The organism is Pseudomonas sp. OVF7, from assembly GCF_030644265.1.
Taxonomy (GTDB): Bacteria; Pseudomonadota; Gammaproteobacteria; order Pseudomonadales; family Pseudomonadaceae; genus Aquipseudomonas; species Aquipseudomonas gorinensis.
Genome location: NZ_CP128996.1, coordinates 5,740,767 through 5,762,421, shown reverse-complemented (window position 1 = coordinate 5,762,421; position 21,655 = coordinate 5,740,767). Strand labels below are relative to the sequence as shown.

Annotated in this window: 18 protein-coding genes; 7 read left to right on the top strand and 11 right to left on the bottom strand. The window is 61.1% G+C overall.

What is annotated here, in order from left to right:
• Positions 1 to 124 precede the first annotated feature (124 nt).
• The 6 genes from QU606_RS26150 to puuE form a co-directional block, all read right to left on the bottom strand.
• Positions 125 to 1,471, bottom strand: coding sequence for a nucleobase:cation symporter-2 family protein (locus QU606_RS26150; protein WP_024076651.1), 1,347 nt, complete (start codon positions 1,469 to 1,471; stop codon positions 125 to 127).
• Positions 1,472 to 1,647: 176 nt separating this feature from the next.
• Positions 1,648 to 2,931, bottom strand: a complete 1,284-nt coding sequence (locus QU606_RS26145; RefSeq protein ID WP_304997795.1) for a urate hydroxylase PuuD — start codon at positions 2,929 to 2,931, stop codon at positions 1,648 to 1,650.
• A gap of 51 nt (positions 2,932 to 2,982) precedes the next feature.
• Entirely contained in the window at positions 2,983 to 3,486 is a 504-nt protein-coding gene (locus QU606_RS26140; RefSeq protein ID WP_024076649.1) for an ureidoglycolate lyase, read from the bottom strand.
• A gap of 356 nt (positions 3,487 to 3,842) precedes the next feature.
• Positions 3,843 to 4,838 carry an allantoicase gene (gene alc / locus QU606_RS26135; RefSeq protein ID WP_069076708.1) on the bottom strand — a complete coding sequence of 332 codons (996 nt, stop codon included), beginning with the start codon at positions 4,836 to 4,838 and terminating at the stop codon, positions 3,843 to 3,845.
• 41 nt (positions 4,839 to 4,879) lie between these two features.
• Positions 4,880 to 5,395: a 2-oxo-4-hydroxy-4-carboxy-5-ureidoimidazoline decarboxylase gene (gene uraD, locus QU606_RS26130; RefSeq protein ID WP_024076647.1), complete on the bottom strand. Its 516-nt coding sequence runs from the start codon at positions 5,393 to 5,395 to the stop codon at positions 4,880 to 4,882.
• A complete protein-coding gene (gene puuE, locus QU606_RS26125; protein ID WP_024076646.1) occupies positions 5,392 to 6,318 on the bottom strand; it encodes an allantoinase PuuE in 927 nt (308 codons plus the stop codon). Before puuE ends, uraD begins: the two co-directional genes overlap by 4 nt.
• A 389-nt stretch (positions 6,319 to 6,707) precedes the next feature.
• On the opposite strand from puuE, the gene uraH reads away from it, so the two are divergent.
• On the top strand, positions 6,708 to 7,061 hold the full coding sequence (gene uraH, locus QU606_RS26120) for a hydroxyisourate hydrolase (protein ID WP_024076645.1): 354 nt from the start codon (positions 6,708 to 6,710) through the stop codon (positions 7,059 to 7,061).
• A 148-nt stretch (positions 7,062 to 7,209) separates the two neighbouring features.
• Positions 7,210 to 12,450, top strand: coding sequence for a dermonecrotic toxin domain-containing protein (locus QU606_RS26115; protein WP_304997794.1), 5,241 nt, complete (start codon positions 7,210 to 7,212; stop codon positions 12,448 to 12,450).
• A gap of 55 nt (positions 12,451 to 12,505) precedes the next feature.
• Here the strand turns inward: QU606_RS26115 and QU606_RS26110 are convergent, their stop codons facing one another.
• The 3 genes from QU606_RS26110 to QU606_RS26100 all read right to left on the bottom strand — a co-directional run bounded on the left by QU606_RS26110 (position 12,506) and on the right by QU606_RS26100 (position 15,299).
• Positions 12,506 to 13,132, bottom strand: a complete 627-nt coding sequence (locus QU606_RS26110; RefSeq protein ID WP_168232020.1) for a LysE family translocator — start codon at positions 13,130 to 13,132, stop codon at positions 12,506 to 12,508.
• 13 nt (positions 13,133 to 13,145) lie between these two features.
• The gene (locus QU606_RS26105; RefSeq protein WP_304998654.1) at positions 13,146 to 14,477 is read right to left on the bottom strand and encodes an NCS2 family permease; all 1,332 of its coding nucleotides are present in this window, start codon (positions 14,475 to 14,477) and stop codon (positions 13,146 to 13,148) included.
• Positions 14,478 to 14,864: 387 nt separating this feature from the next.
• Positions 14,865 to 15,299, bottom strand: a complete 435-nt coding sequence (locus QU606_RS26100) for a MarR family winged helix-turn-helix transcriptional regulator (protein WP_304997793.1) — start codon at positions 15,297 to 15,299, stop codon at positions 14,865 to 14,867.
• Between the two features lie 81 nt (positions 15,300 to 15,380).
• Here QU606_RS26100 and QU606_RS26095 point away from each other — a divergent pair, with 81 nt between their 5' ends.
• The gene (locus tag QU606_RS26095) at positions 15,381 to 16,547 is read left to right on the top strand and encodes a PLP-dependent aminotransferase family protein (protein ID WP_277378481.1); all 1,167 of its coding nucleotides are present in this window, start codon (positions 15,381 to 15,383) and stop codon (positions 16,545 to 16,547) included.
• 10 nt (positions 16,548 to 16,557) lie between these two features.
• The gene (locus tag QU606_RS26090) at positions 16,558 to 17,160 is read left to right on the top strand and encodes a glutathione S-transferase family protein (protein ID WP_024076639.1); all 603 of its coding nucleotides are present in this window, start codon (positions 16,558 to 16,560) and stop codon (positions 17,158 to 17,160) included.
• A 9-nt stretch (positions 17,161 to 17,169) separates the two neighbouring features.
• On the opposite strand, the gene QU606_RS26085 is transcribed toward QU606_RS26090, so the two are convergent.
• Positions 17,170 to 18,072 (bottom strand): LysR family transcriptional regulator, encoded by a 903-nt coding sequence (locus QU606_RS26085; protein WP_069076714.1) that lies wholly within the window; start codon positions 18,070 to 18,072, stop codon positions 17,170 to 17,172.
• A gap of 111 nt (positions 18,073 to 18,183) precedes the next feature.
• Between QU606_RS26085 and QU606_RS26080 the strand changes: the two genes are divergently transcribed.
• Genes QU606_RS26080 through QU606_RS26070 form a run of 3 tightly spaced genes read left to right on the top strand, consistent with a single transcriptional unit; the run spans position 18,184 to position 21,111 of the window.
• Positions 18,184 to 19,476 (top strand): CitMHS family transporter, encoded by a 1,293-nt coding sequence (locus QU606_RS26080; protein WP_304997792.1) that lies wholly within the window; start codon positions 18,184 to 18,186, stop codon positions 19,474 to 19,476.
• 1 nt (position 19,477) lies between these two features.
• Positions 19,478 to 20,803, top strand: a complete 1,326-nt coding sequence (locus QU606_RS26075; RefSeq protein WP_304997791.1) for an acyclic terpene utilization AtuA family protein — start codon at positions 19,478 to 19,480, stop codon at positions 20,801 to 20,803.
• Positions 20,800 to 21,111, top strand: a complete 312-nt coding sequence (locus QU606_RS26070; protein ID WP_102625227.1) for a hypothetical protein — start codon at positions 20,800 to 20,802, stop codon at positions 21,109 to 21,111. The genes QU606_RS26075 and QU606_RS26070 overlap by 4 nt, the downstream gene beginning before the upstream one ends.
• A gap of 111 nt (positions 21,112 to 21,222) precedes the next feature.
• Here QU606_RS26070 and QU606_RS26060 read toward each other — a convergent pair whose 3' ends face one another.
• Complete coding sequence (locus QU606_RS26060; protein WP_024076634.1) at positions 21,223 to 21,594, bottom strand: glutathione S-transferase N-terminal domain-containing protein; 372 nt, start codon at positions 21,592 to 21,594, stop codon at positions 21,223 to 21,225.
• Positions 21,595 to 21,655 lie beyond the last annotated feature (61 nt).

Genomic DNA, 21,655 nt, shown 5'->3' with positions numbered 1-21,655 from the left:
TGGCTCAAGTGCGCTGTTAGAGCGCGCAGGGGGCGAGAATGGGGCACGGCACATGGCCGGCCCCAGGTGAATGGCATGCATGGGATGTTCCTTGTCTGTTGTTATTTTTGGACTAACAAAGGCATCAATGCGTATGGGCGACGGCGGGGCGCTCTGCGCCGCCGAGGATATTGAACAGCACGTTCAGCGCCAGCGCGCTGAGGGTCGCCATGGCAATCCCGCTGTGGGTGATCGGGCTCATCCACAACGGCAGTTGTGCGAAGAACTCCGGGCGCACCACCGGGATCAGGCCCATGCCGATGCTGACAGCCACCAGCAACTGGTTGCGACGGTCGGCGATATCGGCTTCCTGGAGAATCTTGATCCCGGTGGCCGCCACCATGCCGAACATGGCAATCGCCGCGCCGCCAAGTACTGCTGGCGGAATCGACGCCACCAGGTAGGCGGCCTTGGGCAACAGGCTGAGCACAATCAGAAAGGCGCCGGCCATGATCGTCACCGAACGGCAGCGCACGCCCGTCATCTGCACCAGGCCGATGTTCTGCGCAAACGAGGAGTGGGTAAAGGTGTTGAAGAACCCGGCGAAGAACGATGCGCCGGCATCGCACAGCAAGCCACGGCGGAGCATCTTCGGGGTCACGTCCTGGCCGGTGATCTTGCCCAGGGCGAGGAACATGCCGGTGGATTCGACAAAGATGATCACGACCACCAGGCACATTGACAGGATCGGCGCCAGCTCGAATGTGGGCATGCCGAAGTGCAACGGTGTCACCACCTGTACCCATGGCGCCTGGGCCAGGCCGCTGAGATCGACCATGCCAAGCAGGCCGCACAAGCCGTAGCCGAGCGCCATGCCGATCAACACCGAGATATTCACCCAGAAGCCCCGCATGAAGCGGTTGATCAGCAGGATAGTGGCCAGCACCAGTGCGGCGATGGCCAGGTAGATGGGCGAGCCGAAGGTCGCGGCGGCGCTGCCACCGCCTGCCCAATTCACCGCCACAGGGAACAGCGACAGGCCGATGGCGGTGATCACGGTGCCGGTTACCAACGGCGGAAAGAAGCGCACCACCTTGGACATGAATGGCGCGATGAGCATGCCGAAGAACCCGGCGGCGATGGTCGCGCCGAAGATCCCCTGCAAGCCGATACCCGGCATGCCGGCCATGGCGACCATGCTGCCGACCGCGGCGAAACTGGCGCCCATCATCACCGGCATGCGAATCCCCAGGGGGCCGATGCCGAACGACTGGACCATGGTCGCGACACCGGCCACCAGCAGGTCGGCGTTGATCAGGAAGGCGATTTCTTCACGGCTCAGGCCGGCGGCCTGGCCAATGATCAGGGGGACCGCGACGGCGCCGCCGTACATCAGCAAGACGTGTTGCAGGCCTACCAGAATCAGTTGCAAGAGGGGCAGCCGCACCATGGCGGGTGCGGCAGGAATCTGCGGTTCGACTAACTCGGTCATGCAACACCTCGGATCTTTTTATTGTTGTGTTGTGTGGAACGCAATCTTCAAAACACGGCATGTCCAAATGTGGGAGGGGGCTTGCCCCCGATAGCGGTGTGTCATTCAACGTATCTGTGACTGATGCACCGCCATCGGGGGCAAGCCCCCTCCCACATTGGAACTGTGTGAATCCGTCAGTTGGTACGCGCCCCCTGATTGATCCAGGTGCCGATCAAATCGCGCTCCTGCTGGGTCATCTGGGTGATGTTGCCCAGCGGCATGATCTGGCTCGCCACGGCCTGCGCCTGGATACGCGCCGCCTGTTGCTGGATCTGCGCCGGTGTATCGAACATCACGCCTGCCGGTGCGGTGCTGAACAGCGGGCTGGTGGGCTTGGCCGAATGGCATACCGCACAGCGTTCCTGGATCACCCCATGCACCTTGTCGAAATCAATCGTCGCCTGGGCGGGGGCAGATGCTGCGACGGGGGCGGCTGGCGCTGCGGATTTCACGCCGCCGCCCAAGGCGGTTTCCGGCAACGGTTGGTACTCGATCGCGGCGGGTGCCTTGGCCACTTCTGCCACGGGCTTGGGCCCGGTCACGTAGGCCAGGGAGATCATCGCCAACGCCCCCACCGGCAAGGTCCAGGCATACTTCTGGCTGTTATGCCGGGTGTTGAAATAGTGCCGCACCAACACCGCTGCCACCGCGATACCCGCGAGGATCAGCCAGTTGTATTGGCTGCCGTAGGTGCTCGGGAAGTGGTTGCTGATCATGATGAACAGCACCGGCAGGGTGAAGTAGTTGTTGTGCCGTGAGCGCAGCAAACCCTTGGCCGGCAGGGCCGGGTCGGGCGTGCGGTTCTCCGCGATCGCCGCCACCAGCGCACGCTGGGCCGGCATGATGATGCGGAATACGTTACCGACCATGATGGTGCCGATCACCGCACCCACGTGCAGGTACGCGCCACGGCCGCTGAACACTTTGCTGAAACCGTATGCGGCGCCAATCAACAGCACGAACAGGATGAAACCGAGCAGGGCAGGGCGCTTGCCCAGGGCCGAGTCGCAGAGGAAGGAGTAGATGAACCAGCCGGCGAACAGCGAGCCAATGCCCAGCAATACGCCTTCGGTGCCGCTCAGGCTGCTGCCGGGGGCGAGCAGGTACAGCGTCGGGTTGAGGTAGAACACCACGCATAACAGCGCGACGCCCGACATCCAGGTGAAATAGGCTTCCCATTTGAACCAGTGCAGGTTGTCCGGCATGGTCGGCGGGGCCAGTTTGTATTTTTCCAGGTGGTAGATACCGCCACCGTGGATCGCCCACAAGTCGCCGGCCAGGCCGCTCTTGGGGTTGACGCGGTTGAGGTTGTTTTCCAGCCAGACAAAGTAGAACGAAGCGCCGATCCAGGCGACGCCAGTGATCATGTGAACCCAGCGCACGCTAAGGTTCAGCCATTCCAACAGATGTGCTTCCACAGTCTTTACCTCTCGCCTGTCACCCTTGTTGTCGGGTGATCCGGCCTTCTCTTATTGGTGGGGGGCGAGGATCAACCGCTCATCCTCTTTGAAAAAATGCTCATCGCAGTTATTGCCTGTGCCACTGCGATCAACCACCAGGAAGTCATCCCGCTTTTCGATCGTCAGCACCGGGTGGTGCCAGACGCCGCGATGGTAATTAATGCCCTGCCTGCCGTTGGTGACGAAGGCGCGGACCAAGCCTGATACAGGTGCATCGCCAAGTGGCGCGACCACGATCAGAAAGGGGTTGCCGAGCAGCGGAATGAAGGCCTGGCTGCCCAGCGGGTGTCTCTCCAGCATGCACACGGTCAGCGGCATATCCAGCGCGTCGGCGCGGAAGATGCTGATGATTGCGTGGTCTTCAGGCTGTGCGGTTTCTACCGTTGCCAGCTTGTGAAAGCGCATGGTCGAGCCGTTGTTGATCATGAAGTGATCGCTGCCGTCGGTTTCGATAACGTCTCCGAAAGGGGCGAAGGCTTCTTTGGTCAGCGGTTCGATCATCAGTGTGCGCATGGCTGTCTTCTTATCCGGATTCTGTGTTGTGTCATTCAGTTCATGTGGCGAGCGGGCTTGCCCTAATGCCGTTCAGTTAAGCGGACATCGCCTTCTGTAGGAGCGAGCTTGCTCGCGAAAAACGTCAACGATAACGCGTGTTTCCTGAATGAACGCGGCGTCTGTGAGTTCTTCGCGAGCAAGCTCGCTCCTACAAAAAAACCTTAACTGAACGGCATTAGGGCTTGCCCCGCGTTGGGCTGCTAAGCAGCCCCCATCAAGTCAGCGCGTTTCTACCGATACAACGCGGTGCCTGGTTTCAGGGCTGCTTCGCAGCCCAACGCGGGGCAAGCCCGCTCGCCACAGAGGTTCACTGCTTACTTCGAAACTTTACCCAGCACACGCAGGCGGCTTACGCCCCCATCCGGGAACACGTTCAAGCGGATATGGGTGATTGGCCCCAGCGCCTTGATCTGCTCAGCGAAGGTGTGTTCGGCGTGCATTTCCAGCTTTTGCGCCGGCAGCAGTTCGCGCCAGAACAGCGATTGGGTTTCGATCTGGCTGTCGGTACCGCCCTTGACGAACGCGCCCTGGATCGAACAGGTGTCCGGGTAGTTGCCCTTGAAGTGCAGGGTGTCGACGATGATCTTCTCGATCTCGCCGGGGTGGCCCAGCGCGACGATCACCCAGTCATTGCCTGGCGTGCGACGACGCGCGGTTTCCCAACCATCGCCCATGTTGATGCCACGGCCCGGGTTGAGGATGTTGCTCATGCGGCCGAAGTGTTCGTCGGAGCAGGCCAGGGCGCGACCACCATTCAAGGCGGCAGCCAGGTCGACCTGTTCGTTATCGCCCACTGCGGACCAGTCGCGGAACGGCACGCCGTACACACGCAGGCGGGCCACGCCGCCATCCGGGTAGATGTTGAAACGCAGGTGGCTGAACGCCTGGTCGTTGCTGATTTCGTGGTAGTGGTGGCTGTTGCCTTGCAGTTCGACGGCCGACAGTACTTCTACCCACTGGGTGTTGTCGTCAGGCTCGCCCGAGGCCAGGAAGCAGGCTTCCAGGGACGCCGACGGCGGGTAGTTGCCGGTGAAGAATGAAGTGTCGATGTCCACGCCCTTGATCGAACCCGGTACGCCCAGGCGGATCACTGCGCTGTCGTAGCCTTCGAAGCGCTTGCGGCGCGACTCCCAGCCGTCCATCCACTTGCCGTTGTCATCGAAAACGCCCTCCTTCCACACGGCCGGGGTCGGCTGGAACAGGCGGTTGGCGTCGGCGAACCAGTCATCGGTGACGGAGATGATCTTGGTGCCCAGGCGGGCGTCGGCCAGGTTGACGAACTTCTCGAAAGGTACAGCGTAAGCTTTCATTCTTCTTGTCTGCCTTAGATAGAGTGGCTGGGGATGGTCGTTTAGAGGGTCAGTAAACGGAACAGCGCGATCTTGTTGATCTCGGCCAGTGCGCAGTTGAACTCGGTGTCTGCCGAGTGGTGGATGCGCGTTTCGAACGCGGCCAGGATCTGGTGCCGGTTGCTGCCTTTTACCGCCATGATGAAGGGAAACTTGAACTTGGCCTTGTAGGCATCGTTCAGCTCGGTGAAGCGCGAGAACTCTTCGGCCGTGCATTGGTGAATACCGGCGCCAGCTTGTTCATTCGTGCTGGCTTCGGTCAACTGGCCCTGGACGGCCGCACGGCCTGCCAGGTCCGGGTGAGCGTTGATCAACGCCAGCTGACTGGCGTGATCGGCGCTCAACAGGATATCGCTCATGCGCTGGTGCAGGGTTTCGATCTGGTCGATCGACGCATCCAGGCCCAGGTCATAGGCTTTTTCGGCCACCCATGGCGAGTGTTCGTAGATATCGGCGAAGGCTTTGACGAATGCGTCGCGGCTCAAGGTCGAGGGTTTCAGGGTCTGGAACGTGGTCATTTCGCCACTCCCGTATAGGGGTGGGTTTCCTGCCAGTGGCGGGCAATGTCGACACGGCGGGCGAACCACACCTGCTCATGACCCTTGGCGTATTCGAGAAAACGCTTCAAGGCGGCCAGACGGGCAGGGCGGCCGATCAGGCGGCAATGCAGGCCGATGGAAAGCATCTTCGGCGCGTCGGCACCTTCGGCATACAGCACGTCGAAGGCGTCCTTGAGGTACTCGAAAAAGTCATCGCCCTTGTTGAACCCCTGCACCTGGGTGAAGCGCATGTCGTTGGTGTCCAGGGTATAGGGGATCACCAGGTGCGGCTTGCCGGTGGGGTTGTTCGGTTCCCAGTAGGGCAGGTCGTCGTCGTAGGTGTCGCAGTCGTACAGGAAGCCGCCTTCCTCCATCACCAGCCGCCGTGTGTTCGGGCCGGTGCGCCCGGTGTACCAGCCCAGGGGGCGTTCGCCGGTCAGTTCGGTGAGGATGCGGATAGCTTCGAGCATATGCTCGCGTTCCTGGGCCTCGTCCATGTACTGGTAGTCGATCCAGCGGTAGCCGTGGCTGCAGATCTCGTGGCCGGCTTCGACCATGGCGCGGATCACATCCGGGTGGCGCTGGGCGGCCATGGCCACGGCGAAGATGGTCAGCGGAATGTCGAACGCCTTGAACAGCTTGAGGATGCGCCACACGCCGGCACGGCTGCCGTATTCGTACAGCGACTCCATGCTCATGTTGCGCTCGCCCTGCAGCGGCTGGGCCGAGACCATTTCCGAGAGGAAGGCTTCTGACTCTTTGTCGCCATGCAAGATGTTGCGCTCGCCGCCTTCTTCGTAGTTGAGTACGAAAGACAACGCAATGCGTGCCTTGCCCGGCCAGTGGGGGTGAGGAGGGTTACTGCCGTAACCGATCAGGTCGCGTGGGTAGTCAGCGCTCACTGCAGTCTTCCTTCTTGTTCGTGGTAGCAATAGGTGTGGCGGCCGGGCAGTGAAAAGACTGGGTGGCGTCACAGCGATGAGTGATTGTATACAACTTATTGCCAACTTTGTAAGCCTGCATTTCTGCATTTTTTCCGCATCGCTCTCCTTCAAGGGTGTAGCAAGAAACTTGCCTGACTGGTCAGCTAATGGACAAAAGGTCGTTTAAAAGCAAGGATTACTGACGAATCGACTCGTCGAGCAATGTCGGCGGGGGGATCAAAAGCGTTGTGATATTTATTGTGTACAATTTTTTTAAAAAGTGTCTTAATCAGCCATCGCCGACTTTTTTGATGCCCTGAAAAAGTGCGGTTTCCTCTTCTACTGACTTCGGGAGGCGCACAAACGCCATGGGACGCTTGACCACACACGTTTTGGACGCCGCACATGGCTGCCCCGGCAGCGCAATCAAGGTTGAGCTGTACCGCGTCGAGGGCGAGAAGCTTGAACGGCTCGCCACCGCCCTGACCAACAGCGACGGTCGTTGCGACGCGCCGCTGCTGCAAGGTGATGACTACCGCAGCGGCGTGTACCAGCTGCAATTCAGTGCCGGCGATTATTACCGCGCCCGGGGCGTGCAACTGCCGGAGCCGGCTTTCCTCGACGTGGTGGTGTTGCGCTTCGGCATCAACGCCGAACAGGATCACTACCATGTGCCCTTGTTGATTTCGCCTTACAGCTACTCCACCTATCGCGGTAGCTGAGCGTCACCTCGCCTAACGCTCTTCGTTGGTTTTTTGCCCGCCCACACTGCGGGCTTTTTTTTTGCGTGTCGTGCGTTCAACTATCTAGCGCCAGGGGCACCTCGGCGATACCTAGGATGGGTGTTTTCCTCCTAGAAAAGAAAACACCATGACCTCGTCCATCGATCACCCAAGCGCTGCGCCCCCTTCCAGTTCCCCATCCGTTGCAGACGACAGCGATGCGCCACAGGCCATTCGTGAGCGGTTAACGCGGCGGATCAACGCCCATCCCCATCCAAGCCGCCTGATCAATCAGATCGGCCTTGTAGATCGGCGTTGTACAGAGTCGACGCAGGAACTTGCACGCTTGATAGGACGCTCTCCCAAAGTCTTGACGGTTATCCGTGCCGAGCTGCGCAAAGCATTCGGCATGGACCCCGACTGCTTGTTGTTCACCGAATCCAAGCGGCCAAGCGAAGCCGGCAAAGTCGACAGTTTGACCGATCGGGCGTTGATGTTGCTGGCGTTGCCCGTGGTAATGGCCAACGTTAACCAGTTCACCGCGCTGAGCGTCAAGGGAGATCCGGGTTGCCGCTTACCGTATACGCCGCTGGAAGCGTTGCAGCGTGTCAATGCGCTGAGGCTCTTTGAGCGATTGGATCACGCGGTTTCTGAATACTGGGGCACGCTGGCGCAGGGCTCCTGGCTCACCCGCCAGGAACGTTGGGTCGAGTTGCAAAAGACGCTCTTCGCTGACCGTGCGTTCATGGCGCGGCAACTTGAGGAGCTATCGAGCGCGGGCATGGCCCTGGTTCAAGCCCTGATCGACGCCCCTGCCGCAGAAGCACGCGAGCGGGCAGGCGGGGAGTGGGCCAGCGTCAAAGTGAGCCAATTGATGTGGCCGGGCACTCCTGCCGTCGCGATGCCCGGGGCCTTGCATCTTTACCGTGAGGGGGAGGCCAGTGATACGCCTCATGTGATTTACCTGCCGGGCGCCGCCCGCAATTTCTACGAGGCCCCATCCTTCCTTGCCCTTCAGTGCGACCTGCTGGCGTTGAACCGGTCGCTGTTCCACGACCTCTGGCATTGCTTGCCGTTAAGTCGCCGCAAAACCTTGTACCGGCCGGCGGACCTGTCGCCGGCCACCGGCTTCACGCGTGGCTTGGAGGTGAGGGACGATGCGCTGGCGCATGGCGCCCAGGCCTTGCTGGCCGGGCAATGGAGCAATGAGCTGGGGTGTGCGGTGAAGGTGTATTTTGCCCATGTGTTTTCTGACGTGCGGTCTCAGCCGCCACCGCTGGATGCCGTGCTTTTTTTCGCGCAGGTGGAGAGCGCCAGGCGCCAACTGGTCGGCGCTGCCCGGCTCGGGGTCATTGGCGATCAATTGCTCAAATGGGACCAGCAACGACGACGCGAAGAAATCATGTTCACCGGTGTGGCGCCGGGTTTGCCCATGCGTACCGTAGAACAGCAGGTCAAACGCTATGAAAAGGGCCTGGTCGCGTTATTGGCCGCGGATGACCCCTGCGCGGAGACTCCAGCCTATCTGGAGATCATGTCCCAGGTGGGGCGACTCAACGTCCATACCCATGTGCTGAAAACCTTGATGCAAAGCGCGCGGCATCGGCTGCTTGAGTTGGCATTCTGGGCAGAGCGCCCCCATGGGAAGGGAACGGCCAGACGTGTTTCCCTGTTTATGCAAGCCCAGACCGAAGCCTTGCGTTGCGAAGCGCAGTTGCTGCACGGGCTCAAGTTGATCAGTGCGGCCCATCGAGACCTGGTGGTCGAAGTGGTGGCCCAGCCCCTGGCAGCCAAACGCCCGGGCAGCGATACCCGGGTGCTGTCGATCGCGGTGGGCAGCGAACCGGACGCCTTCTACCCACTCCATAATGTCTGGGTGATGACCACGGCGGCAGCGGTGCGGGTTCCGGCCCGCCAGCATCCGGTGGTGCTGTACGCGTTCGGCGTGGAGGGGGGGATTCAGGCGTTTGCCGGTTTGGACGCCTTGACCCGAAGCCTCAAGACGAGCCTGAGCAGCCCGGATGGCTCTGTGCTGTGGGGCACCGTCGAGCGGGATAAACGCTCCGATCTGCGGGGGCATGCGGCACGTGAAACGCTCGCTGTTCGCTACCTTGAGATCCCGGGCAAGCCAGCGCTGGCCTCGCTCAAGAAACTGCTGGGTAGTTACTCTCGCTTGCACAACAGCAACGAGGACATCACGCGTATTTTCAGTGAGGTGACGGATCCCGGGCTGAGCCGCTCGCTGTTGATGGTCGAGCTGGAAGATCAACTGAGTATTCCCCTCAATAACCTCCTGAGCCGGGCTCTGGCCAATGTCGAGCTGCTGCGCAAAGCGGTATCCGAAGCGAAGAAACTGCCCACGTGGTTGGCGCGCGCAAGCCGTGCCCAGCGTAAAAAATTCCAACACTTGGAGCGTGTGTACCTGGGCAGTACCTTTGCCTTTCATGATCGGATCGAGCACTACCTGCCTGACCTGAACACGTTCGCCCGCCAAGCCTTGATCGACCGTTTACGCCAGGATGGTTTTTCCCCGCTGCCGGATATCGACGAGCCTTTGATTGAGCTGCCCGATGATGTGCGCGGCTCTTTCTGTGGCTGGAGCAGCACCTGTACCGTGGGTGATCGCAACATAGTGTTGACGCCAACCACGACGCGCACGACGTTCAGTCTGCTGCAATTGGCGCTGCATAACCTGGACCCACTGGCGCCCTGGACGCAGTGGCGACTCGATCGCGCCCGCTATCTGCAAGCTGACTGGAAGCAACAGCTCAATGCCGGTTACCTGATCCGCCTGGTGTCTTCACTGGATATCGGTGGGCAATACGACGCGTTGATCAACCGGGCTTTTTACCCACTCATTGGTCCTGGCCGGACGCTCAGCGAAGGACGTATCCCCGCGTTGCTGAATCGCGCCCTGCGTGCGGGCGTTGAACATCATCTGTTCTCGGCGATTCAACGGGGTCTGACAGCCAATGCACAAAACCTGTTCATCGCCGCGATGGCGGCGATAACCCCGCAAGACTTGTGGAAGAGCCCGTACCAGTTGCAATTGCATGTGGTGCATGTGGTGGGGCACACCCTGCAGCATGATCGCTATATCGCGGGGATAGTGGTCGTGCAGGACAAGCTTTCCGGGCTCTGCGTGGTCTACTGGCCCGATGCGCCCCACGGCTTGGCGCTCACTGAGTACAGCAGCCTGCAAGTGGCCCAGGATGAACTCAATCGCATCGGTGCCTTGCCCGATAACGTCAAGGCACTCTCGCGGCAGGTCGCCCCCGGTTGGGCATTCGAGGCGATCACCCATTATCCGGAGGCGGTTGGCGAGCGCGCTGTGGGGGCCGCGCACTTGATTGTCGCGCCGGCTTTTTTCTTCATGAAAGGGATCTGGAAAGGTATCGGTTTTGTTCGCTCATTCAAGGTCAAGCACTTGGAGCCGACGCCGTTGCCGGAAGAAATTGAAAAACTGATCCTCGAGCAGATCGCTTGCGAGCCGCGGGAATGGTTGGCGATCGTCGGAACATCCCACAGCAACGCCCAGGCATTGCTCTACCGTGCCAGCCTGCTTGACCTGCAGCGCCGGACGCAGGCGGCGAGTCAATCCGGCAACGCGCTGCAAGACTATCGAATTCGGCGCCTTGGTGAGCAGGGCGATACCCGTGCGCGGGCGTTGGTGGCGTTTTTCTCTCCGGCCTTCGGGGTGTTGAACGAAGCCTATGAGTTGTTGCTTTCGGCACGGCGTTATCACCGTTCTGGCGACCCTCGGGATGCCGTCGAAGTCGGTTTCAGGAGCGCCTATCTGGCGATTGACCTGTTGATGAGCTTTATCCCCGGCCCCAAGAGCACCGGCATGGCGCGCCCCGCGCTGGGTAATGGGCTGAGAAAAATACACCGCTTGCGCATGACACCGTATGACGGGCTTTCACGCCCGGAACCGCCCAAGGTGACCCAACTCAAAGCCCTGGAACGCTTCAAAGCCAAGGGTGTGCCCGAGGGCGCGGTGGCGCTTAAAGGGCCTGGGGCGTCCGGCGTCTACGTGAAAAACGGCGAGCTCTTCGTGGCGGATGAAACCCACCATTACCCACTTTACCGGCGCGACAACGAACGGGTATTGCGCCTGAAAAACCAGCAGGCGCCGGGGCAGGACGAACTGATTATCAACGTCCACCAACCTGGGGAGTGGTTACTGGGCGCTGATGCGCCCCAGCCGGTGGCGGGGACGAGTACCGCTGGGCTTGACCCCTGGCGTGCGCCAATGCCGGTAGTGTCGGATTGGCGGCCAACCAGTGTGCGCGCAGCGACAGAACATCGTATTTACCAGTCACCCGCCACAGCCAACGAATGGTTCGATTGGAGGGTTCAGGTTCCTCTCGAGCAGATGTCTGCCGCCACGGAGTTCGGGACGTTTCATGTGAGCCAGGACGCCCGAGGGTTTTCCTACGACGCTATCTACATCGGGGCGCAATATGACACGCCGACCGTGTCGGGGATCGGGTATTACCGGTTGCTTCATGAGGGTAGCAATGCGCCAAGGAGCGGTATTGCGTTTATTGTCCCGGACGAGCCGCTGGTTTCACGCGCCTACGTGGATATCGAACGTTGGACAAGCACTGCGCCAGGCGAACAGCCGATACCGGTATCGCGCAATGCGACGGGTGACTGGCAAGTGCATACGCGTTTGTTCGACCGGCCGTTGGAGCACTATGTCGGCACGGCCTTCCCCACCATGACCCTGCACAGCCAGAGAATGGCAGCCAGAAGGCTGATCGAGTTGGCCGACACTGCCTACTCGGTCTCGACCACTCACCTGCTCAATATCCGGGCGACGCTGGACAATTGGCTGGCCTCCAATGCCAGGGGCTCGAGCCAGACCGATGACTTGCTGAGAATGTTACGCCGCACCGAACGAGCGCACGGATCAATCCGCATCGGTAACGAGAGCAACGCGCCGGGCTTCACTCGCGTCGACTTCAGGGCTCCCCACTTGGATCCTGTGTTGCGATATAGCGGTCCAGGGAGAACGGCTCAGCGCAACACTGCACAACGCGCCGCCATCCGGAATGTCCTGGAGCAGCAGGGCTTCAACGTGTATGACGTCGAGGTAAGAAGAAACAGGTACCTGAGCAATGAATTTATCGCGACGCACCGTTCTTCCGCGTCAGGCAATGTGTACTACATCAGCGCCCTGTGGGTTGAGCGAGCCAGTGTTCAGTTGAAAGAAAGGCTGACCGATCACTGGTTGAATGTCGCCATCAGAGCCAACCCGGGTTCGCTTCCCGTTGTGAGTGTCCAGCGCGCCATGCAGGAAAATCGATTGGTCCGGATCGTGGCAGGTATTCAATGGCCTGTCTTTCAGGCGGATCCACCCAGTGTTTATTTTGTGAAGGTGTGAGCGCCTCGCCGCGATCGACTCGACAGTGTGCAGGCTGAAGCGTCTGCCAGTGACCTCATCGACTCAGCAGAGACGCTGCCCCGGCCCCGCTGAATAATGCGGCGCTGACGCGGTTGAACCCGACCTGGCCCTTGCCGCTGCGCAGGTAGCGTGCCGCTCCCTGTGCGCCGAGCCCGTAGGTCAACTTGCACAGCAGGTCGAGCACCGTCCAGGTGGCGATCATGACCAGCAGTTGCGGCAGGAAGGATTGCCCGCTGTCGAGAAACTGTGGCAGGAAGGCGGCAAAGAACAGAATGTCCTTGGGGTTGCTGGCGCCCAGTACAAACGCGCGGCCAAACAAGCTGCGAAAACGCGGCGTGGCGATGGCCTGTGGTACGTGCACGGCGAGGCTCGGCTGGCGCGATTGCTGCCAGCTTTGCCAGGCGAGGTAGAACAGGTACAGCGCGCCGAGCAGTTTCAATGCGCCGAACAGTTGCTCACTGGCCAGCAGCAGGGCGCCCAGCCCCAGTGCCGATGCACTCAAAAGGCAGACCGAGGCAAACACGCCACCCAGGAATGCGGGGTACGAACCGCGCAGACCATAGTTGAGGCTGTTACTGATCATCAGCAAGGACAGTGGGCCGGGGATCAGGATCACGATCAATGCAGCGCCGCTGAACAGCAGCCAGGTTTCCAGGGTCATGCCTTACTCCTTTTTATAGAAATATGAATTTAGCGATGAAAATCGCGCACAGCACCCACAGGCTGAGGGAAATTTCGCGGTACTTGCCGGTACCTGCTTTCAGCGCCACATAGGTGATAAAGCCCAGGGCGATACCGTCGGCGACCGAGAAGGTCAGCGGCATCATGATCGCGGTCACGATTGCCGGGATGCTGTCGGTGGCTTCATCCCAATGGATATGGGCCATGCTCGCCATCATCAGCATCGCCACATAAATCAGTGCACCGGCCGTCGCATAGGCCGGGATCATGCCGGCCAGCGGTGCGAAAAACATCGCCGCCACAAACAGCACGCCCACGGTCACGGCGGTCAGCCCGGTGCGACCACCGGCCGCGACGCCGGCAGCGCTTTCCACATAACTGGTCACCGGCGGCACGCCGACCATGGCGCCAAACACGCTGGAGGCACTGTCGGCCTTCAGCGCCCTGGACAGGTTATGGATCTTGCCATCGTCGCCCACCAGCCCGGCGCGTTGTGCCACGCCCATCAGTGTACCTGCGGTGTCGAACATGTGCACAAAAAGGAAGGCAAATACCACGCTGATCATGCTGACATTGAATACACCTTTGATGTCCATGGCCATCCAGGTCGGTGCCAGGCTCGGTGGGGTGGAGAGAATGCCGTTGTAGTGCACCAGGCCCAGGCCCCAGCCGGCCAGGGTCACGGTGATGATGCTGATCAGGATCGCGCCAAACACGCGGTGATAGCTGAGGATCGCGATCAATAGAAAACAGATGGCCGCCAGCAGCGGGGCGGGTTCGTGCAGGGAACCGAGTTTGATCAGGGTGGCGGGGCTATCGACGATGATGCCCGCGGTTTTCAGGCCGATCACCCCGAGAAACAGCCCGACACCGGCGCCCATGGCATGGCGCAGGCTGACCGGGATGCTGTTGAGCAGCCATTCACGCACGCGCGACAGTGTCAGGAGCATGAACAGCACGCCAGAGATGAATACCGCACCCAGTGCGGTCTGCCAGGTGTAGCCCATGGTGCCGACCACGGTGTAGGTGAAAAACGCATTCAAGCCCATACCCGGCGCCAGGCCCACCGGCCAGTTGGCATACAGGCCCATCAACAGGCACCCCAGGGCGGCGGCGATGCAGGTGGCGACGAACGCCGCACCGTGGTCGATACCGGCGTCGGCCATGATGTTCGGGTTGACGAAGATGATGTAGGCCATGGTGATGAAGGTGGTGAGGCCGGCGATCAGCTCGGTCTTCACTGTGGTGCCATGCAAGCGCAGTTTGAACAGGCGTTCGAGCCAGCCGTGGTTCGTGTGGGTGAGGTTCGGCGGGGCGAGGTCCAGCGGGGCTTCGGATTTGCGGCTATCCACAGCGAGTACTCCTCAAGCATTTTATTGTTATGTCCAGCGCGCACGCGCTGTGAGGTACTGGCGGGTTTGTTGACCAATAGGTCAGGAACTCGCACGAAGCGAATTATGCTTTTGTATACAAAGAAAGCAAATAATGTTTTCTATTTCTTGTGCGAAATAGATGAAAGGCACATCCCGGTGGGGGGTGTGGCAAGCGGGCTGGCCTGTGGCGAGCGGGCGTGTTGTGGCGAGCGGGCTTGCCCCGCGTTGGGGCGCGAAGCGGCCCCATGACAGGCGTGTGTTTTTAACTGACACACCGCGGTGCCTGGTTTTGGGGCCGCTTCGCAGCCCAACGCGGGGCAAGCCCGCTCGCCACAGCGATCACGGCGGCCCTGCAAGGGCCTGGTTCACCGCCAACCAGCCGGTTACCGCTTCTTCGCCTGCTTCGGCGAAGGCGCGCTGCAGCAATTTCACCTGTTCGCGGCGCAGTGACTGCTCGAAACGCCGGCCGTCCTCGGTCAACGCCAGCAAGCGTTTACGCTTGTCGGCCTCGGACGCGACACTGTTCACCAAGTGCATTTCCTGCAATTGGCGCAACGGCATGTTAAGCGCCTGCTTGCTCACGCCCAGCAATTCCAGCAGTTCCTTCACGCTCAGGCCCGGGTAGCGCGCGATAAAAAACACGATGCGTTGGTGCACCCGGCTCAGGCCGCGGCGCTCGAGCATTTCGTCGGCCTTGGCGGTAAACGCCTGGTAGCCGAAGAAGAACGCTTCCATGGCGGCTTGCTGACTGTTCTGGTTTTTAAGGTCAAGCATATTGACGTATCTACTCAAGTCGTCGTAATTTCGGTCAACTAGTTTGACGTATTTCCCACAGGCTTCGCTAGCGGTGACCTTATGGCCTTCTCTGAACGTGTTACGCGCCTCAAAAGCTCCTTGATTCGTGAAATCCTCGCGGCGGCCCAGCGCCCGGAAGTGATGTCGTTCGCCGGAGGCTTGCCCGCCGAAGCGATGTTGCCGGCGTTGAACTGGGATGGCATGCCGCTGAATATCGGCCAGTACGGCATGAGCGAAGGCGAGCCGCAACTGCGTGAATTGCTCGCTGCCCAGGCCCGCGCCCTTGGCGTGCCGTGCCAGGCCAGCCAAGTGCTGGTGGTCAGCGGCTCCCAGCAGGCCCTGGACCTGGCGGCCAAGCTGTATATCGATAAAGGCACCCAGATCCTACTGGAAGGCCCGACCTACCTGGCCGCCTTGCAGATCTTCCAACTGTTCGGCGCCGAATGCCTCACCGTGCAACTGGAAACCGACGGCCCGAACCTGGCCGCCCTGCGTGCCAGCCTTGAACGCCATCGGCCGGCGTTCATTTACCTGATCCCGACGTTCCAGAACCCGTCGGCGGTGCGCTACAGCGAAGCCAAGCGCGAGGCTGTCGCGGCTTTGCTCGACGAGTTCGGCGTGACCCTGATCGAGGACGAACCCTACCGCGAGCTGACCTTCGATGGCGGCAGCGCGCAGCCCATTGCCGGCCGCCTGAAAAAGGCCAGCTGGATCTACACTGGAACGGTGTCCAAGACCTTGTTGCCTGGCCTGCGCGTCGGCTACCTGATCGCCAGCCCCGACCTGTTCCCGCATTTGCTCAAGCTCAAGCAATCGGCTGACCTGCACACCAACCGCGTCGGCCAGTGGCAAGCGATGCAGTGGTTGGGTACCGACAACTATCAACAGCACCTGGTCGAGCTGCGCGGTTTTTATCGCGAGCGACGCGATGCTTTTCAGGCTGCATTGGCGCGTCACTTCAGCGAGTTGGCCGACTGGCAAGTGCCCCAGGGCGGATTATTCTTCTGGCTGACCTTGAAACAGCCGCTCGATACCCGCACCTTGTTGGCTCCTGCACTCGATCAGGACGTCGCGTTCATGCCCGGTGAACCGTTCTTTTCCGAGCCGGACCAGCACCTGGGTTCACTGCGGCTCAATTTCAGCCATATCGACCCGTCCCGCCTGGACGAAGGTCTCAAGCGCCTGGCCGCAGTGGTCCGTCAAGCACAGCACGCGCAAGCGGCATAAGGGGAGCCCCATGTATAAGGTTTATGGCGATTACAAATCGGGCAACTGCTACAAGGTCAAATTGATGCTCAACCTGTTGGGCATCCCGTACCAGTGGGTGGATGTCGACATCCTCAACGGCGACACCGAGACCCCGGAATTCCTGGCCAAGAACCCCAACGGCAAGATCCCGGTGCTGGAACTCGAAGACGGCACCTGCCTGTGGGAATCCAACGCGATCCTCAACTTCCTGGCCGATGGCAGCCAGTTCCTGCCCACCGAGCCGCGCCTGCGCACGCAAGTGCTGCAATGGCAGTTCTTCGAACAGTACAGCCATGAGCCGTACATTGCGGTGGCGCGGTTTATCCAGCTTTACCTGGGGCTACCGGAAGATCGCCAGGAGGAATACAAGAAGCTGCACAAGGGTGGCTACAAGGCGCTCAAGGTCATGGAGCGCCAGTTGCAACTCACGCCCTACCTGGTCGGCGACCAGTTCTCCATTGCCGACGTGGCGTTGTATGCCTACACCCATGTGGCCGAGGAAGGCGGTTTTGATCTGGCGCCGTACCCGGCCGTGCGGGCTTGGTTGGAGCGTGTGGCCAGCCATCCCAGACATATCGCGATGCTCGACTGACTGACGCGGTCAAAAACTCTGGGAGGGTGTGTCGGACAGTTCCTCATTCAGCAGGTCGAAACAACGTTGTGCCGCCGGGCTCAGCCCCATCCCGCTACGACTGATCAACCCGATCTCCCGGTTCACGCCGGGATGATCGATGTGGATACGTTTCAACCCCTCCAGGCTGTCCGCCGCCGACTCCGGCAGCACACTGATTCCCAGGCCCTGGCGCACCAGCGCCAACACCGTAGACATGTAGTTGGCTTCCATGCCGGCGTGCATCGTCAGCCGCGTCTCATCGAACAGCCCATCCACCTGCTCACGCACGCTGCTGTCGCGGCCGGTGAGGATGATCGGCTGGTCGGCCAGTTGTTGCAGCGTCAGCTGGCGATGGTGGGCGAGGGGGTGATCCAGCGGTACAAACGCGCACAAACGATCATTAAGCACCGGCACGAATTCCAGGCCATGGCTCAACCGCGCGCGTACGCCGATACCAAAATCCACCTCGCCTGCGCGCACCTGGGCGTGAATGCGGTGGGCCACCAGGTCCTGCAAGCGCACTTCGATCCCGGCAAAACGCTCGCGAAACAGGCGCAACGCCGGGGGCAGGGCGCCTGCGCAGACCGAGGGCAGGGCGGCGATGGTGACCACGCCCCGGCGCAGGGCGGCCAGGTCGCGGGAGCCAGTGACGATGTTGTCCAGGTCCAGCAGCAGCTTTTCCATCGGCCCACGGGCTTCCTGGCCGGCGGCGGTGATGCTCACATGGCGCGGGCTACGGTCCAGCAGGGTGACGCCGAGCCAGTCCTCCAGTTGTTGCACCTGGACTGTCAGTGCCGAAGGAGACAGGTGCAGTTCATTGGCGGCCTTGGTGAAACTTCCGGTACGGGCCACCGCGAGAAACGCTTGAATATGCTGGATTGAGTTCTTCATTTTGTTTTTCCGAACATGCGGGGCTGAATATTCCAATTTACAAAGACTAACCCGCTTCCAATACTCCAGGGAAAACAATAACCGGCCACCAAGGCCGCTCTGGAGTAACCCATGCTCGCTACCCTGGGTGTCATCACCATCCTGTGCCTGCTCGCTGCCGTCATGAGCAAACGCCTTTCGCCGCTGGTGGCCCTGATTGCCTTGCCGATCATCGCCGCGCTGCTCGGCGGTTTCGGCCTGCAAACCAGCGCTTTCATCATTACCGGTATCAAGAACGTCGCCCCCGTGGTGGGCATGTTTGTGTTCGCGATCCTGTTTTTCGGGATCATGACCGATGCCGGCATGCTTGATCCCATCATTGATCGCATCCTGCGTACGGTAGGGACGCGTCCTACACGAATTGTGGTGGGTACCGCGACCCTGGCCTTGCTGGTCCACCTGGACGGTTCCGGCGCGGTGACCTTTCTGGTGACGGTGCCGGCGATGCTGCCGCTGTATACACGGCTGGGCATCGACAAGCGCATCCTTGCCTGTGTCTGCGCGATGGCCGCCGGGGTCAACTTCCTGCCTTGGACCGGCCCGGTGTTGCGCTCGTCGGCAGCCTTGCACGTGCCAGTGGCGAACTTGTTCCAGCCGCTGATCCCGGTGCAGATCGTCGGCCTGATCTTCGTTTTCGCCTGCGCCTGGTGGCTTGGTCGTCGCGAGGAAAAACGCCTGGGCCTGGGCGCCGGTTCCACAGTGGATGCCGTGCCGCAACGGGTGCTCAGCGACGATGACATCCAGCTGCGCCGCCCACGCCTGTTCTGGGTCAACCTGATCCTGACGGTGCTGGTGATGGTGGTGATGATTGCCGGTTGGGTCGATCCCGTGGTGATGTTCATGCTAGGCACTGTGGTCGCGCTGTGCATCAATTACCCGAATGTCGACGCCCAGCGTGCGCGCATCGATGCCCACGCCAAAACCGCCCTGACCATGGCCAGTATCCTGCTCGCCGCCGGGGTGTTCACCGGCATCATGCAAGGCACCGGCATGCTCAAGGCCATTGCCGAAGTGGCGGTCGCGCAGATTCCAGCGGGCCACGGCAAGCTGATCCCCGCAGTGGTGGGCTTCATTTCCATGCCCCTGAGCATGCTGTTCGACCCCGATTCCTACTATTTCGGCGTCATGCCGGTGATCGCCGAAGTCGGCAAGGCCCTGGGCGTCGACCCGCTGCAAGTGGCCCAGGCCTCGCTGCTCGGCGTACACACCACCGGCTTCCCGGTCAGCCCGCTGACCCCCGCGACATTCCTGTTGGTGGGCCTGTGCAAGATCGAATTGGCCGATCACCAGCGCTTTACCATCCCTTTTCTGTTTGCTGCGTCGGTGTTGATGACCCTGACGGCGTTGCTCCTGGGAGTGATTTGAGATGAACACCTTGCGCATCGGTTCCGGTGCCGGCTATTCCGGCGACCGCATCGAACCTGCCGTAGAACTGGCCGAACACGGCGACCTGGATTACCTGGTCTTCGAATGCCTGGCCGAACGCACCATCGCCCTGGCGCAACAGGCGCGCATCAGCGATCCGCAGGGCGGGTATGACCCGCTGCTGAGCGAGCGCATGCGCCGCGTGCTGCCGTTTGTCGGCCGCCGCGCGGGGCGCCGACGTCTGCGAGTGATCACCAATATGGGCGCGGCCAATCCGGTGGCGGCGGCCCTTGAAGTGCGCCGCATCGCCAATGAGTTGGGCCTGGGCCTCAAGGTGGTGGCGGTGCTGGGTGACGATGTGCTCGACATCCTGCGTCCCGAGCAGGTGCTGGATAACGGCCAGACCTTGGGCTCACTGGGCGCGCGGTTGATTTCTGCGAACGCCTACCTGGGGGTCGATGGCATTCTCGAGGCCCTGGGTGCCGAGGCTGATGTGGTGATCACCGGGCGCGTGGCCGATCCGTCGCTGTTCCTGGCGCCGCAGATGTTTGAGTTTGGCTGGGCGATGGACGATTGGCCGCGTCTGGGGCGCGGCACACTGGTGGGGCATTTGCTCGAATGCGCGGGGCAGGTCAGCGGTGGGTATTTCGCCGATCCCGGCTTCAAGGACGTGAATGACCTGGCGCGCCTGGGGTTTCCGTTGGCCGAGATCAATGCCGACGGTGATGCGGTGATTACCAAGGTCGCGGGTTCCGGTGGACGGGTCAGTCGAGCGACCTGTACCGAGCAATTGATCTATGAAGTGCATGACCCTGCGGCGTACCTGACCCCTGATGTCACCGCCGACTTTTCCCAGGTGACCTTTATCGACGACGCTACTGACCGGGTGCGGGCCCAGGGCGCCAATGGCCGAGCACGGCCGGAACAGTTGAAGGTCAGCGTGGGTTACCTGGACGGTTGGATCGGCGAGGGGCAGATGTCCTACGGTGGCCCGGGTGCGGTCGCACGGGCGCAACTGGCGCGAGATGTCGTGCTCAAGCGCCTGGAGTTGATGGGGGTGAAGATGCAGGAGGTGCGCGCCGAGTTGATCGGCATGGACTCATTGCACGGCCCACGCAGCAGTGTCGAGCCTTGGGAAGTGCGTCTGCGCGTGGCTGCGCGCTGTGAAGAGCGCAGCGAGGCGGTACGTGTCGGCAATGAAGTGGAAACCCTCTACACCAACGGCCCGTCTGGCGGTGGCGGCGCCAGCAAGAGTGTGCGGCAGGTGGTGGCGGTGGCGTCGTTGCTGCTGCCGCGTAACGCGGTCAACCCGAGGATCGAAGCATGAAGCTGCACACCCTGGCCCATTCCCGCACCGGGGATAAGGGCGACACCTCGAATATTTCGATCATTGCCTATCGCGCCGAGGACTATCCCTCGCTTTGCGAACAGCTCACGGCCGAGCGCGTGAGCGAATTTTTTGCGGGCCTTCTGGAACCGGGGGCTGCGCCGATACGGCGTTATGAGTTGCCCAACGTGCAGGCGCTGAACTTCGTGCTGCCTGGGATCCTGCGCGGCGGGGTGACACGCTCGCTGGCGCTGGATGCCCACGGAAAATGCCTGGGCTCCGCATTACTGGACATGGAAATCCTGTAGGAGCGAGCTAGCTCGCGAAAATCGTCAACGATAACGAGGGGAACCTGACACCCCGCGGCGTCCTCAGGTTTTTCGCGAGCAAGCTCGCTCCTACAGAGGAGACGGCGTCTGTCAGAGCGCAGCGAAGCGCTTGTCCAGGTAATCGATGATCACCTTGGAATCGTACATCCACGTGGTCTGGCCATTCTCTTCGATGCGCAGGCACGGCACCTTGATCTTGCCGCCTTGCTCCAGCAGGGTCTGGCGATCTTGCTCGTTGTTCTTTGCATCCTTCAACGCCACCGGAACATTCAGGCGATGCAGGGTACGACGGGTCTTCACGCAGAACGGGCAGGCGTGGAACTGGTACAGGCTCAGGCCCTTGGCCGCCGCGTTCACCTGTGCCTGCTGCTCGGCGGGGCGCTGCTTTTTGCGTGGGCGGGTAATGAAGTCGCCCGCGATGATGACGTGGCCGAGGCCCACTCGAAGTGCTTTGACGAACATGGCTGAAACCTCTTGCCCATGACAGAAGGGGCCGCAGCTTACCTGAATTTTGCGGGCGAAA